Origin of the sequence: Pseudomonas sp. KBS0710 (assembly GCF_005938045.2) — a bacterium.
GTDB lineage: Bacteria > Pseudomonadota > Gammaproteobacteria > Pseudomonadales > Pseudomonadaceae > Aquipseudomonas.
This window is the reverse complement of sequence record NZ_VCCF02000001.1, coordinates 5,640,609-5,655,044: the sequence shown is the minus strand read 5'-3', so window position 1 is coordinate 5,655,044 and position 14,436 is coordinate 5,640,609. Positions and strand designations below refer to the sequence as shown.

Sequence of the window (14,436 nt, the reverse complement as noted above, 5' to 3'; positions counted from 1 at the left end):
CGGGTACTTACCGAGATTGAGGCAAAAGCCTTGGGTGGTGAAAATAAAGGTCTGATTTATGTTGCGGAAGGTCCAAAAGGAAAGCCTGCGGCGCAGGACTTTCAGGCGGGTACCAATGGCGCGTTTACTGATTTAGCGACAGGTAAAGGAGGGGTGCCGGCGCTGCGCTATACCAACCCCAATGAAAAAGGCGTCAATTTTTGTTAAGTTTGACGGAATTGAAACGGCAGTTGATGGTTCGTCTGTTATGTTAATTGACGCAAAGACAAAGTTGGCCATCTGGAGCCCTTCAACGCAAAAGTCGGTTTTGGATACTTTGCAGCGTGTGAAATCTGCCGTTGATCAGAATCCAGGATATAAAGTTGTATATGAGTTTCCGAATCAAAAGGTTGAGGCTCAGGCTAAAGCTTTCATTCGGTCCAATGGTTTCGATAGCATTGTTAGTACTAGGACAAGAACCCCATGAGTGCAGCAGATATAGAATTATGGTTTTATGCGCGCCCTGATAAAACTCTGTCTATAAATCAGCGACATGCTGAAGTCATGGATAGGATGTCTCGGATTGGTGCTCCTTTAGGGTTTGCGGGTCTTGAGCTTCCGGCTACCCCGAGTTGCGGCGACGGGCTAGTTGCTACCTATACAGTTAAACTTCCCACCAGAGGGCTCCGGTGTGTGGGGGACTATGCGTATCGTGGTGATCGATACATATATGAAGATAGGGCCTCTTATGACGAACACTTGCGGTTTGGATTTAAGATATCAAACAAGGCTATTGATTATAAACTTGTTGTGAGTGAGCACTTACCAAAAGTGATTGAGGCGTTCAAGGGGTATAGGGGGCATGTATCCTATGATCTGTATGGTCTGTATTATCAAGGAGGGTTGAACGATGACAACGCGGTTTATAACCGGTTGCGTGAGGACAACACTTTAGATATTGATGGGCGCAACAATATTTATACGCTATATCCTGCCCAGTTCTGGGATGCAGCCCTTTGTCAGCGTGCTCTAGGCTATGGCCCTGATGAAGTAATTACACGATTGGACGGCAAGTGTCGTATGGCGGTACGGCTGATGGGGGGGGTCTACTTAATTCTCAATGATGACCCGAACATGTCCTATGAATCTTTTGTACAAATGAATGAACAGGTCAAGCCGATCTTGGGGTTGGTCTAGCGGAAATAGGGGTCAGACCACGTTTTGCGTTTTTTAGAGTTCAGTGAAGTTGTTCTTTAAAAATATGGTTCATTTTTTTGAAAAATAGGAGAAATAGGGGTCAGACCCTGAGGGATCCCGATCGCCTGGACAAAGGAGTATCAGCGCTTCTTTGATGGGGCAGATCTTAATATTAATCGAGCAACTGAAAATTTAGTTGCGGTGCCAGGGCATAGAGGGCCGCACCCCATAGAGTATCACCAGTATGTATATGGGAGTTTGGAACAGGCTACTCAAGGCTTAGCGCCTGGAACACCAGCCTATAAATCGGCTGTTACAAAGACGTTGGATGGAATTAAAAAGGAAGCAGTGATAGTGGGTAGTGAAGTTAATAAGTGGCTGACTAGGGATTGATATGAAATATTATTTACTGCGTCAGGATCTTTCTATTTCCGAAAAGTGGGTGCTCGGCGATGTGAGGCATGTGGATAATTGGAACTTTAGTAATCCACCCCTTAATTTCATGGAACCTGGCAGATATACGCTCGATGTCAGGTTCGACGGCGTTGAAATTGATTATTCTCTAGCGGGCTACGCGAGTGTTCCTGTTCTGAGTGAGAGAGCTCGAAATTCACTCATAGGTTTGTCTGAAGTCGATCAACCTTATCAAAATGTGGTCTTCGAGCCCGTTGATATCGAAGGGAAACACGTTTCGCAAAATTATTTTCTAATGATCATAGAAACACAAATAGATTGTGTAGATGAAGAGTCTTCAAGGTTTACAAAGTTTTCAGTGAATGATCCTGTGCGCCCAGACATGGCTGGTCAATACCGCGCGTTTTATAATTTGGTCATAGATGAGTCAAAAGTAGGTGCTTTTCATATTTTTAGGATTAAAAAATATTTGGGTGCGATTGTAGTGAGCGAAGATGTGAAACTTCGATTTGAGGCAGCAGGAGTGGTGGGGGCGGTATTTGAGTCGGTTAATGGCGATAAGGTTACTGTTGCATAAAGGGGAAATAGGGGGCAGACCACGGTTTTATTTTTTATAGTTCAGCAGAGTTGCTCTTTAAAAGCAGGAGAAATAGGAGGAGAAATAGGGGTCAGACCACGGTTTTGTTTTTTAGAGTTGGGCAGAGTTGCTCTTTAAAAACATGATTTATTTTTTGTAATTATTCCACTCTGTTGGCCTGTTGAAAGGCGGCTAAGCTGTAAGCTCTTATCCAGTTAGGGGTTTATATGGCTCGCCGTCCTAGGGTTTTACTGCCGGATATCCCGTTGCATATTATTCAACGGGGAAACAATCGGTCTGCGTGTTTTTACTCAGATGAAGACTATATTTTTTACATTGATACATTAGCCGTGCTTGCTGAATTGTATGGCTGTAAAGTTCACGCATTGTGCTTGATGACAAATCATGTTCATTTGTTGTTGACTCCCACCTGCTGCGCAGGGGCTGGGCTGCTTATGAAGGGGCTTGGGCAGCGCTACGTTCAATATGTCAATCGAACATATCAACGAACGGGTACGTTGTGGGAAGGCCGTTTCCGTTCCTGTTTGGTCCAACAAGAAAACTATGTTTTAGCTTGCTATCGATATATCGAAATGAACCCGGTTAGAGCCGGTATGGTTATTCATCCGGGCGACTATCGCTGGACCAGCTATAGGGCAAACGCACAGGGCGAGCTGTCAGACTTTATAAGCCCGCATGCGGTTTATAGCGAATTAGGTAGCGGCAGCGCGCAACGAGCCGAAGCTTACCGGTCTATATTCAATGATCGACTTTCACCTGGGCTGATAGAACAAATTCGATCTTCTACAAACGGAAGGGAAGTAGGGGTCAGACCACGGTTTTTCATTTTTTAGAGTTCAGCTGAGTTGCTCCTTAAAAATGTTATTTATTTTTTGAGAGAAATAGTGGTCTGACCCCTATTTTCTGTGAGTTTCCGAATCAAAAGGTTGAGGCTCAGGCTAAAGCTTTCATTCGGTCCAATGGTTTCGATAGCATCGTTAGTACTAGGACAAGAACCCCATGAGTGCAGCAGATATAGAATTATGGTTTTATGCGCGCCCTGATAAAACTCTGTCTATAAATCAGCGACATGCTGAAGTCATGGATAGGATGTCTCGGATTGGTGCTCCTTTAGGGTTTGCGGGTCTTGAGCTTCCGGCTACCCCGAGTTGCGGCGACGGGCTAGTTGCTACCTATACAGTTAAACTTCCCACCAGAGGGCTCCGGTGTGTGGGGGACTATGCGTATCGTGGTGATCGATACATATATGAAGATAGGGCCTCTTATGACGAACACTTGCGGTTTGGATTTAAGATATCAAACAAGGCTATTGATTATAAACTTGTTGTGAGTGAGCACTTACCAAAAGTGATTGAGGCGTTCAAGGGGTATAGGGGGCATGTATCCTATGATCTGTATGGTCTGTATTATCAAGGAGGGTTGAACGATGACAACGCGGTTTATAACCGGTTGCGTGAGGACAACACTTTAGATATTGATGGGCGCAACAATATTTATACGCTATATCCTGCCCAGTTCTGGGATGCAGCCCTTTGTCAGCGTGCTCTAGGCTATGGCCCTGATGAAGTAATTACACGATTGGACGGCAAGTGTCGTATGGCGGTACGGCTGATGGGGGGGGTCTACTTAATTCTCAATGATGACCCGAACATGTCCTATGAATCTTTTGTACAAATGAATGAACAGGTCAAGCCGATCTTGGGGTTGGTCTAGCGGGGAGAAATAGGGGTCAGACCACGGTTTTGTTTTTTAGAGTTGGGCAGAGTTGCTCTTTAAAAACATGATTTATTTTTTGTAATTATTCCACTCTGTTGGCCTGTTGAAAGGCGGCTAAGCTGTAAGCTCTTATCCAGTTAGGGGTTTATATGGCTCGCCGTCCTAGGGTTTTACTGCCGGATATCCCGTTGCATATTATTCAACGGGGAAACAATCGGTCTGCGTGTTTTTACTCAGATGAAGACTATATTTTTTACATTGATACATTAGCCGTGCTTGCTGAATTGTATGGCTGTAAAGTTCACGCATTGTGCTTGATGACAAATCATGTTCATTTGTTGTTGACTCCCACCTGCTGCGCAGGGGCTGGGCTGCTTATGAAGGGGCTTGGGCAGCGCTACGTTCAATATGTCAATCGAACATATCAACGAACGGGTACGTTGTGGGAAGGCCGTTTCCGTTCCTGTTTGGTCCAACAAGAAAACTATGTTTTAGCTTGCTATCGATATATCGAAATGAACCCGGTTAGAGCCGGTATGGTTATTCATCCGGGCGACTATCGCTGGACCAGCTATAGGGCAAACGCACAGGGCGAGCTGTCAGACTTTATAAGCCCGCATGCGGTTTATAGCGAATTAGGTAGCGGCAGCGCGCAACGAGCCGAAGCTTACCGGTCTATATTCAATGATCGACTTTCACTTGGGCTGATAGAACAAATTCGATCTTCTACAAACGGTAATTATGTTTTGGGCGATCAGAAGTTTGCGTCCGAGATCGCGCACGCATTAGGTAAAAGAGTTTCGCAGGGTGTGTCAGGACGCCCAAAAAAGTATGAGTTAAAAGAATAGAAGAATAGTGGTCTGACCCCTATTTTCGCTAGTCAGTACAAGTGAACCTCGTGGCTATCTTCGCCCTGGAGTGAGTTTGCAAGAAGGCGAGAAAGTAGTTGTTGGAACTGGCCACGCAGAAGCGGATATTGTCAACTATGCCAACGCTAACGGATTGAAAGTTGTTGATATCGGTGCGACACGTCCCGTTTGTGCATCATGTCAGAACGTAATTGATCCGACAGGGGCCAATGTGTCAACTCCATTAAAACCACTGCCAAAGGCTAAACAATGATTATGCGATTAGAGATGGTTGAGAAAAGTCTCGCAGAAAAACTTAAGTCAGTCAGTGAGGAGCAACGAAGAAGTGCTGTAAAATTGGCTTGCGAACTTGCTTTTCAGGCCTGTCCGGTCGAAGCGCCTATTGTTGTCGAGTCTCTTAGGCAACTACGATCTGGTAATAAACTTACGACTGATCAGGTTTCTGAACTAGAGGCTTTAGCTGCACAGCTGGATGAGAAGTATTTTGACTTGCAAGACAGCCTAGACGAAGGGCAAGACTTAAATGTAGAAGGCCTTCAATTGTTTAGCCAAGCTCGTGCTGTATCGGCGCTGTCCTTAGCTGGCGGAGAGGAATCGATTATGGCAGCAGCCGAAGCAATATATGAAGCATCATCAGCCGTTGATGATGGAACTCAAATTTTCAAAGCAATACTTTCGGATTGGTCAAGGCTTTAATCGGCAGGTCTTTCGCCTTGCCTAATACCCGGCGCATTCTTGCGCTGGGAAAATAGGGAGATAATAGGGTGCAGACCACGGTTTTTGCTTTTTATAGCTCGGCGGAATTGCTCTTTAAAAATATGATTTGTTTTTTGTAAGGGTTTTATTTTTTTGACCGAGTGGTCGACGGCTAAGCTGTAAGCTCTTTTCCAATTATGGGTTTATATGGCTCGCCGTCCTCGGGTTTTACTACCGGATATCCCGTTGCATATTATTCAACGGGGAAACAATCGGTCTGCGTGTTTTTATTCAGATGAAGACTATATTTTTTACATTGATACATTAGCCATGCTTGCTGAATTGTATTGCTGTAAAGTTCACGTATTGTGCTTGATGACAAATCAAGTTCACTTGTTGTTGACTCCCACCTGCTGCGCAGGGGCTGGCCTGCTTATGAAGGGGCTGGGGCAGCGCTACGTTCAATATGCCAATCGAACATATCAACGAACAGGCACGTTGTGGGAAGGCCGTTTCCGCTCCTGTTTGGTTCAACAAGACAACTATGTTTTAGCTTGCTATCGATATATCGAAATGAACCCGGTCAGAGCGGGTATGGTTGCTCATCCGGGCGACTACCGTTGGACCAGCTATAGGGCAAACGCACAGGGCGAGCTATCAGGATTTATAAGCCCGCATGCAGTTTATAGCGACTTAGGTAGCGGCGTCGCGCAACGAGCCGAAGCTTACCGGTCAACATTCCTGGATCGGCTTTCACCTGAGTTGATAGACCAAATTCGATCTTCTACAAACGGTAATTATGTTTTGGGCGATCAGAAGTTTGCGTCAGAGATTGCGCAGATATTAGGTAAAATAGTTTCAGCGAGTGTGTCAGGACGCCCGAAAAAGTGTATGTTAAAAGTTTAAAATAGTGGTCTGACCCCTATTTCCCTATGCTCCGATCATAGTTAGTAATGAAGCTCCGGAGAAATTGTCTATTTTTTCTGGCGATGATGTTATTAGACTGTCTGAGAAGGCGTTGTCTTGGGCTCGCTCTCAGAGTATTGACGAGGGGTTGAGAGCTTATAGAGTGCTCCCAACAGATGCTAAAGGTGCAATGCCAGTTCGCCATTTGGCGGCTCTAGCACTGGCTGGTGATACGGTACGTTTGGATGAATATAAACAGAGCTTTGGGAAGGGCGACAGGCTCGGATTTGTGCCTTACATTACCTCCGATATGATTGATAGAGCACTGATGATAGCTAAAAAAAATAAATAGAGGAAATAGTGGTCTGACCCTGAGGATCCTTTGTTCCTGAGGCGGGTAAAGATTATGAGGCGTACCTACAGAGGCAAGACTGGCAGTGCGGTGGCGTGATTCGACTGCTCTCTGGTCTCGAGACGCCTGGTGCTATCGCACACGTTCCGTCGAATAGTTGCGGGAGAAAATAAAGGTAACTGGCGGGCTGGGCCGGCAGCTGTTCATGCTTTTCGCGCAGCGCCAAGGTTGCATAGGCGACAGGCCACTTTTACTGCCCAAGCGTGGCCCGCACCTACTCACTGCCTCACCATTAACAGGGCAACTCGTCAGCCGCCCTGTCGTGGTCAGTTGACGCTGTTAAGCCTGCGAATGATGACATCCAGCAAATCACACCCATCACGCAGCGGTATAGCCAGTAGTTGGGCGAAGTCTTGAAGCACCACAGCATCGCTGCTGAGCTGTTCGCGGAAGGCCAGGTTTTCCAACAGTTGGGTGACGGCGCGAATCCGGTACGCGGCGGCGTCGTGGAGCACGTCGAGGGGCGCGCTGGTGTCGATAAGCAGAGCGGGGATGGTGCAGTCGTGACCCGTTAGGGGCATGTATTGGTTCATGGTGAAACCTCGGTCAGTAGAGTGAAGCTGTCACCTATCGTCGCCAAACGAATGGGTGACAGCTGTACGCAGGTTGGCGAACCGGGACCGAGTTCCGGCAGACCCGAAGGTCTCCCGCGCACAGCTGCCATAAAGCAGCGATGCGGGTACGGAAGCCCCTGCAAGCAAGCAGAAAGCTTTCGCATACGGTCAACGGATCGCCAAATCCGATCGCCCTTGTTGGGCGACGGGCCGGACTATAAGCCCCCCACCCAAACCCACGCAAGGCACCAACGCCCTGACTCAACCCCCTTTCGCCTATCCCCAACCCCACCATTCCCAACGCATTCCGCCATCTGCTCACGGATATCAGGCAAATCCCCAATAGTTTGGGGAAGCGTCCTACCGCAAAAGGAACCATTTCCCTCAAACCCGGGTCTTTACCCCGCCCACCCGCAACCGGTCGGGCTGCATGGACTGCAGCGTTTTCAAATGACATTAAGGATTAATGTGAACTTCACCTCCCCAATCCCTTTTCTGCCACCACCTGCGGTGCGTTTGCTCGCGCCTGGGGTTCAGCAAGGCGCCTTGCGGGAGTGCATTCGGATCATCTGATCCTTCGCTCAGCACACCTACGGCCGCCGGGCGTATTGGCGGCTTTGACTGTAGTTCATGGAGTTTGAAATGAAGCGCAAGCCGTTCCAGAAAACCCTGCTGGCCCTGATGGTCAGCGCAGGCGCCGCGCAGGCCAGTGCCGTGGAATTTGATGTGAGTACCGGCCAGAACGCGTGGTCGTACCAGACCTTCAACGAGACCGTGACGCTGGTGGGCACACGCAATATCGTCGCCACCGAGCGTAAGACCGACGGCGCCAGCGTGGCCGATACCAACATCCAGGGCGCGTTGATCAACTACGCCAATTTCAACCTGGATGGCAGCGGCCGCAATGTGCGCGGGTTTGTGGTGGATGGCGCGCTGGATTCAGACCTGCGCAACCGTGGCGGCACTATCACCGGCGGTATCGTTCAGGCCGGCACGATCAACATGGTCAACCAGATCTGGGCCGAAGGCTTTGAAGTGGGCGCGGCCATGGTCGGCGGCAATGTGGTCAACACCGGCACGATCATCGCCGTCGATGTACCGGGCTCCGGGCCGGAAAGCGACGCAGAAGGCATCTACCTCAATGGCACTACGGTTGCCGGCGACGTGATCAACTCGGGCCTGGTGGATATCACCTCGTACTACGGGTATGGCTTGATTCTGGACACCCACAACAACATACCGGTCACGGTCGGCGGCAAGATCATCAACGCCGGGATTATCCGCGTCACGGGTGAAGAGGCGTTGGGGATGGTGATTGAGACCGAGACCAACCCCCTGCGCATTGAGAACACGGGCCTGCTCTCGGTCACCGGTAATCAATCACGGGCGGTGGAGATATACGAAGGCACCGTTGATAACCTGCTCAACACGGGCACCATCGAAGCCAAGGGCAGCAACGCGAGCGCTATCAGCCTGCGCGGGGCGACGTTCACCAATGATTCGCCGGTCGGGGCGCGGGGCATCATCAACCGAGGCGTGATCAGCGCTGACAGCACGGCGATCCTGGTGAAACCTGTCGACCAGACTTCGCCCTTCGAGATCAACCAGCAGGCCGGGGAAATTCGCAGCAGTTCCGGGGTGGCCATCGACGGCGGGAACCTGGCTTCGCTGATCTGGACCGGTGGCCGCATCCAGGGTGACGTGCTGGGGGTTAACTCGGTGAACATCGGCGGGCAAGCGGATTTTACCGGCAGCCGTATCAACGCGCCGGTGTCGGTTAACGCCGGTTCCCTGAACCTGTCGGCGCCCGGCACGGTAATGAGCCGTGAGCTGTATGTGGGCAGCGGTGCAGGTGTGGACATGCGCCTGGGCAGCCAAGTGGTGCCGACCACGCCTTACCTTACCGTCAACGGCCCGGCGACTTTTGCCCTGGGCTCGCACATTACCGTCAGCGCCAAACCCGGCGACTTCACCAGCACGCCTGCCGCCACGCAATACATTCTGTTGCAGGCCGGCAGCCTGCAGAATAACGGCCTGACGGTGGCCAGCGCGTCGTCGTTGCTTAACGTGCTCAGCTACTCGGCTGACGCGCAGACGGTCAAGGCCGTGGTGAGTGTGAAGAGCGATCAGCAAGTGCGCAGCATGCTCGCCAGTGTAGGCACTGCCGAGCCGACTGTGGCGGCGGTCAACACCCTTAAAAATCGCGTGCTCAGCCAGCTCGATACCCAGGATGCGGTATTCCAGTCGGTGGCCAATGCACCCTCGGTGCAGGCGCTGGCGCAGGTCGGCGAAGCGCTCAAGCCGGACGTTAACCGTGGCGCGCTGGACGTGGCGTTGTCGGGGCAAAGCGTAGTCAATGGCGCGATCTTCAACCGCCTCACTGACCAGCGCGAAAGCCGCCAAACCGGCGGTGTGTGGGTGCAAGGGTTGAGCAGCAACATGGACCAGGATGGGCGCGGCGGTAACAACGGTTACTCGGCCAACAGCAGCGGCATGGCCGTGGGTGTGGACGGGCGTTTGAACGACACCACCACCTTGGGCGTGGCTTACAGCTACCTTAATTCCAACATCCATTCGGACCTGGGCAACAAGACCGAGGTGGAGGGCCACGCGTTGTCGCTGTATGGCAACTGGGCGCTGCAAAACTGGTTCGTCGACGGCAGCCTCAGCTACGGCCACAACGACAACGACAGCAAGCGCCATGTGGCCGGCACCACGGCCAAGGGCAGTTACGACAGCAATGTGTTGGCAGCCAGTGTGATCGGCGGCTACAGCTTCAAGCCATCGCAGGCGGTGGTGATCGAGCCGCGCGTGGCGGCGCGTTATGCCAATGTGCGCATGGACGGTTTTGACGAGAAGGGCTCGGCCGCCGCGCTGAGCACGCGTTCGCAGCGTTATGAAGTGGGTGAACTGGGCGCTGGTGTACGTTTGGCAGGCAACTTGCCGATGGGCGCAGGCAGCCTGCAACCGGAAGCGACCTTGATGGCCTATCACGACCTGATGGGTGATCGTGTGGCGCAAACCTCAAACTTTGTAGCGGGTGGTGCAGCGTTCACCACCACCGGCGCGTCGGTGGCGCGTGACAGCTACGAGGCGAGTGTGGGCGTGAACTACCAGGTGTCGGACTTCACCGTGGGCGCCAGCTACACCCGCCAGGCGCGCAGTGGCTTCGACGCCGATGGCGTGATGCTCAAAGCGCGTTACGCGTTCTAAACCCCAGCACCAAACCCCTGTGGGAGCGGGCTTGCTCGCGAAAGCGGTAGACCAGTCGATACATGCACTGGCTGACACACCGCCTTCGCGAGCAAGCCCGCTCCCACATTTGGATGTGGGTGTTTCAGGAAGCTGGGTTTTGCTTTCAGTTCAGCTGTCGTCAGTGCGTTACGCGCTTTAAGCCAACACCACCGAACCCCTGTGGGAGCGGGCTTGCTCGCGAAAGCGGCGGGTCAGTCGATACATGCATTGGCTGACACACCGCCTTCGCGAGCAAGCCCGCTCCCACATTTGGATGTGGGTGTTTCAGGAAGCTGGGTTTTGCTTTCAGTTCAGCTGTCGTCAGTGCGTTACGCGCTTCAAGCCAACAGCACCAAACACCTGTGGGAGCGGGCTTGCTCGCGAAAGCGGCGGGTCAGTCGATACATGCACTGGCTGACACACCGCCTTCGCGGGCAAGTCCGCTCCCACATTTGGTGTTGTGTTTGTCAGAACAACTTGCGCTGCACGGCCTCATCCAGCGTGCTGCGGGTCAGCGCTTCAACCACTTCACCGGTATTGGCCTGGAACGGTATACCCACGATCAGCACCAGGTGCATCCAGGTGCGCACCGATTCGCTTTTCTTCACCCGGCCCAACTCTTTGCCGTCCTTGTCCTTGAACACGGTTTCCAGGGTGAAGGTGTTCTTCGCCGTGGACGGGATGATGAAGAACGTGGCGCCGGTGATGATCGCCGAGGCCATGCTGAACTGTTCGTTGTTGTACAGCGTGGCGTCGGCGTAGATGTCCGAGTCAACCTTGTCGGTGCTCACCCGCGTAAAGCGGTTGGATTGGCGGAAAGCGTCAGTCACGGCCTTGTCCCACAGGGCCGCGGGTGCGCCAGCAACCGTATTGCCGGGGCCGCCGTTGACTTGTCGCAGTGCCGTGGTGCGCACGTAGGCAGTAGGCTTTTGCGCCGGTGTGGCGGCGGTTGGCGGCCAGGTTTGCACGGCGGGCAATTCGTGTTGCGAGTAGGACACGCAGCCGGTCAACAAGACGGCGGCAAGGACCAGGCTGTGTTTGATCAACCCTTTCATGTGTTGCTCCCTGAAATTACGGTTTGGCGAGTTTGGCGGTGGCGGTGTCGAGCAGTTGCGCGACCAGTTCGTTCAACTGTTTGGCGCCCATGGTCGGGGCCCAGTATTCGCGGCCGTAGAGGCCCACGTTGCGTTCAAACTTGACCTCTTGCTTGGCGCTCGCCAGTTCCTTGCCGTCGCGGTCGACGATCACCAGGTCGCCGGCCACGTCGAAGGTGTCGACGAAAATCGGGCCGTTGACCCAGATCCAGATCGTCAGCGTCAGCAGCGCGCCAGGCACGTAGGCGGGGTGAACGCCACGGTGACCCTTGAGGGAGGTCATGTTGAATTTCAGCGCGACGTCGTTTTCGCCCAAACGCACCGGGTACTCAGTGACCTGCTTGAAGTAGCCCGCCGTACGCACGTACTGGTTGAGCTGGGCCGTGAGCGAGCGGCTGATCGCGGTTTTGTTGGCGTCGTTGACGTCGGCGGCGCTCACTGTCACATCAGCGACTTGCGCACTGCGTGGGCTGCTGACGGGTGCCGGGTGGAGCGGGGCGCCGATGGGGCCGCTGACGGTGTAGGAGACGCAGCCGGTCATCGACAGCGTCGCGATCAGGGCCGCAGCCCGAAGGAGGGTTTTCAACACGCAATATCCCTATTTAATGAACAAGCCAAGCCAATGTCTCGACCGATGGCTGTGTAACTTGAGGCGGGCGCGCAACCTAACAGAATGCCGTTGAGCGGGGAACGCCCCCGCAGCAGCGAAACCGCTTGAGTACACAGGGCAACCCCGTAAAATGCCGCGCACTGGATACAAGGCATTTTCAAGGACGAATCAAGCAATGCGCCTCTCTGCTTTTCTGCCTGCCACCCGCCTCACCGCGGGCCGCACGTTTCAACCGCACTGCTGCGTGGCAGTCACCCTTCCTGATACCGCTTTTGGCGGGCTCGACACTTTCGCTGTTGAGGCTGCGTGCAAACGCGCGCGCGTTTTCAGCAAAATCTGATTGCCGCGACTTCGTTGATAACTTACACCACAGCCCTTTGCGCTGGTTTCATCCCTAGGAGCACTCTGTGAAAACACTGTCCAAAATCCTGCTGTCGGGCCTTGCCGCCGCAGCGCTGCTGAACGTGGCCGGTTGCGCCACCGAGAGCAACCGCGCGATGCCCGTGGAGCAAGTTGCCAGCGCCCATGTCGCCTATTCCGGCGTGCGTGTGCCGATTGCCGTGGGCAAGTTCGATAACCGCTCCAGCTACATGCGCGGCATCTTCTCCGACGGCGTTGACCGCCTCGGCGGCCAGGCCAAGACCATCCTGATCACCCATTTGCAGCAAACCAACCGCTTCAGCGTGCTGGACCGCGACAACATGGGCGAAATCTCCCAGGAAGCCGCGATCAAAGGCACCGTGCAGAAGCTTAAAGGCGCTGACTACGTGGTGACGGGCGACGTCACCGAATTCGGCCGCAAAGAGACCGGCGACCGCCAGTTGTTCGGCATTCTCGGCCGTGGCAAAACCCAAGTGGCTTACGCCAAAGTCGCGCTGAATATCGTCAACATCAGCACCTCCGAAGTGGTGTATTCCACCCAGGGCGCCGGTGAGTACGCGCTCTCCAACCGTGAAGTCATCGGTTTTGGCGGCACTGCCAGCTACGACTCCACCCTCAATGGCAAGGTTCTGGACCTGGCCATGCGCGAAGCGATCAACCGCCTGGTAGACGGCATCAACGCCGGCGCCTGGAACCCGCGTAACTAATAACAAGAATGCCAAGGAGCACTACACGGATGAGCAAGGCAGTTAAGTTGGCGCTGATGCTGACAGCAATCGCGACGGTCGCCGGGTGCCAGACGGCGCCCCAACCCCTGTATCAGTGGGAAAGCTACCAGCCGCAGGTTTACGAGTACTTCAAGGGCGAGCCCAAGGAGGCGCAGGTGGAAGCCCTGGAGCGCGATCTGCAAAAGATCAACGCCAGCGGCCGCAAGGCCCCGCCGGGTTACCACGCGCACCTGGGCATGCTGTACCTGAGCATGGGCAAGGATGACCAGATGGTGCAGGAGTTTCGCACCGAGAAGGCCTTGTTCCCTGAATCTGCTGCGTACATGGATTTTCTGCTGAAAAACGCCAAGGCTGGAGTCGCCACTAAATGAACCTGTTAAAACTAACCGGCGCCTTGCTGGCCCTGGCGTTGCTCGGCGGCTGCGCGGCGCCCAAGACCATTGATTACACAGCGTTCAAACAGGCTCGGCCGAAGTCGATTCTGGTACTGCCGCCGATCAATGAGTCGCCGGAAGTGCAGGCCTCCTACAGCCTGGTTTCGCAGGTCACTTACCCGTTGGCCGAAGCCGGTTACTACGTGTTGCCGATTGCCCTGGTGGACGAAACATTCCGCCAGAACGGCCTCACCACCGCCAACGATATCCAGGGCGTGGCACCGGGCAAGCTGCATGACATTTTTGGTGCGGACGCGGCGCTGTACATCACTATCAGCGATTACGGCACCAAGTACATGCTGATCTCCAGCGACACCTCCGTGACGGCCTCGGCCAAGCTGGTGGACCTGCGCAGCGGCACCACGTTGTGGACCGGCTCGGCACGCGCTTCCAGCGAAGAGGGCAACAACAATGGTGGCGGCCTGGTGGGCATGCTGGTGTCGGCGGCGGTGAAGCAGGTGATTAACAGCTCCACCGATGCGGCGCATCCTATTGCGGGTATTGCCAGTGTGCGCCTGCTGTCGGCGGGGCAGCGTACCGGTATTTTGTATGGCCCGCGTAACCCGAAATACGGCACCGACTGAGTGCCTGCTCGACCGTAATAGCCTTTGCTG

At 53.5% G+C, this 14,436-nt stretch carries 18 protein-coding genes; 15 read left to right on the top strand and 3 right to left on the bottom strand.

Translation table 11 applies throughout. The features are described 5' to 3' along the window. Positions 1-30 precede the first annotated feature (30 nt). From FFI16_RS30570 to FFI16_RS25830, 11 genes are all read left to right on the top strand, one after another. Positions 31-207: a hypothetical protein gene (locus FFI16_RS30570; RefSeq protein WP_178112712.1), complete on the top strand. Its 177-nt coding sequence runs from the start codon at positions 31-33 to the stop codon at positions 205-207. Positions 208-462: 255 nt separating this feature from the next. Further along, a complete protein-coding gene (locus FFI16_RS25875; RefSeq protein ID WP_138817368.1) occupies positions 463-1,176 on the top strand; it encodes a hypothetical protein in 714 nt (237 codons plus the stop codon). Positions 1,177-1,290: 114 nt separating this feature from the next. After that, entirely contained in the window at positions 1,291-1,569 is a 279-nt protein-coding gene (locus FFI16_RS30990; protein WP_138817465.1) for an AHH domain-containing protein, read from the top strand. Position 1,570: 1 nt separating this feature from the next. Then, positions 1,571-2,167 carry an imm11 family protein gene (locus tag FFI16_RS25865; protein WP_138817369.1) on the top strand — a complete coding sequence of 199 codons (597 nt, stop codon included), beginning with the start codon at positions 1,571-1,573 and terminating at the stop codon, positions 2,165-2,167. Positions 2,168-2,394: 227 nt separating this feature from the next. Next, complete coding sequence (locus FFI16_RS25860; protein WP_256666290.1) at positions 2,395-3,021, top strand: transposase; 627 nt, start codon at positions 2,395-2,397, stop codon at positions 3,019-3,021. Positions 3,022-3,187: 166 nt separating this feature from the next. Further along, the gene (locus tag FFI16_RS25855) at positions 3,188-3,901 is read left to right on the top strand and encodes a hypothetical protein (protein WP_138817368.1); all 714 of its coding nucleotides are present in this window, start codon (positions 3,188-3,190) and stop codon (positions 3,899-3,901) included. A gap of 152 nt (positions 3,902-4,053) precedes the next feature. Beyond that, the gene (locus FFI16_RS25850; protein ID WP_138817367.1) at positions 4,054-4,752 is read left to right on the top strand and encodes a transposase; all 699 of its coding nucleotides are present in this window, start codon (positions 4,054-4,056) and stop codon (positions 4,750-4,752) included. Positions 4,753-4,828: 76 nt separating this feature from the next. Further along, complete coding sequence (locus FFI16_RS25845; protein WP_138817366.1) at positions 4,829-5,026, top strand: hypothetical protein; 198 nt, start codon at positions 4,829-4,831, stop codon at positions 5,024-5,026. Next, positions 5,023-5,469 (top strand): hypothetical protein, encoded by a 447-nt coding sequence (locus tag FFI16_RS25840; protein ID WP_138817365.1) that lies wholly within the window; start codon positions 5,023-5,025, stop codon positions 5,467-5,469. The genes FFI16_RS25845 and FFI16_RS25840 overlap by 4 nt, the downstream gene beginning before the upstream one ends. Before the next feature lie 246 nt (positions 5,470-5,715). Further along, complete coding sequence (locus FFI16_RS25835) at positions 5,716-6,375, top strand: transposase (RefSeq protein WP_256666289.1); 660 nt, start codon at positions 5,716-5,718, stop codon at positions 6,373-6,375. Positions 6,376-6,409: 34 nt separating this feature from the next. After that, on the top strand, positions 6,410-6,727 hold the full coding sequence (locus FFI16_RS25830) for a hypothetical protein (protein ID WP_371923637.1): 318 nt from the start codon (positions 6,410-6,412) through the stop codon (positions 6,725-6,727). A 326-nt stretch (positions 6,728-7,053) separates the two neighbouring features. Here the strand turns inward: FFI16_RS25830 and FFI16_RS25825 are convergent, their stop codons facing one another. Next, positions 7,054-7,308, bottom strand: a complete 255-nt coding sequence (locus FFI16_RS25825; protein ID WP_138817363.1) for a hypothetical protein — start codon at positions 7,306-7,308, stop codon at positions 7,054-7,056. A 675-nt stretch (positions 7,309-7,983) separates the two neighbouring features. Between FFI16_RS25825 and FFI16_RS25820 the strand changes: the two genes are divergently transcribed. Next, positions 7,984-10,554 (top strand): autotransporter outer membrane beta-barrel domain-containing protein, encoded by a 2,571-nt coding sequence (locus FFI16_RS25820; protein ID WP_138817362.1) that lies wholly within the window; start codon positions 7,984-7,986, stop codon positions 10,552-10,554. Between the two features lie 488 nt (positions 10,555-11,042). On the opposite strand, the gene FFI16_RS25810 is transcribed toward FFI16_RS25820, so the two are convergent. Continuing rightward, on the bottom strand, positions 11,043-11,630 hold the full coding sequence (locus FFI16_RS25810) for a hypothetical protein (RefSeq protein ID WP_138817361.1): 588 nt from the start codon (positions 11,628-11,630) through the stop codon (positions 11,043-11,045). 16 nt (positions 11,631-11,646) lie between these two features. Further along, entirely contained in the window at positions 11,647-12,258 is a 612-nt protein-coding gene (locus FFI16_RS25805) for a hypothetical protein (protein WP_138817360.1), read from the bottom strand. A gap of 428 nt (positions 12,259-12,686) precedes the next feature. Between FFI16_RS25805 and FFI16_RS25800 the strand changes: the two genes are divergently transcribed. From FFI16_RS25800 to FFI16_RS25790, 3 genes are read left to right on the top strand one after another with little or no spacing between them, the layout of a single operon-like run. Further along, the gene (locus FFI16_RS25800) at positions 12,687-13,367 is read left to right on the top strand and encodes a CsgG/HfaB family protein (protein WP_138817359.1); all 681 of its coding nucleotides are present in this window, start codon (positions 12,687-12,689) and stop codon (positions 13,365-13,367) included. Positions 13,368-13,396: 29 nt separating this feature from the next. After that, positions 13,397-13,759: a DUF4810 domain-containing protein gene (locus FFI16_RS25795; RefSeq protein ID WP_138817358.1), complete on the top strand. Its 363-nt coding sequence runs from the start codon at positions 13,397-13,399 to the stop codon at positions 13,757-13,759. Further along, a complete protein-coding gene (locus FFI16_RS25790; protein ID WP_138817357.1) occupies positions 13,756-14,406 on the top strand; it encodes a DUF799 domain-containing protein in 651 nt (216 codons plus the stop codon). The genes FFI16_RS25795 and FFI16_RS25790 overlap by 4 nt, the downstream gene beginning before the upstream one ends. Positions 14,407-14,436: the final 30 nt, after the last annotated feature.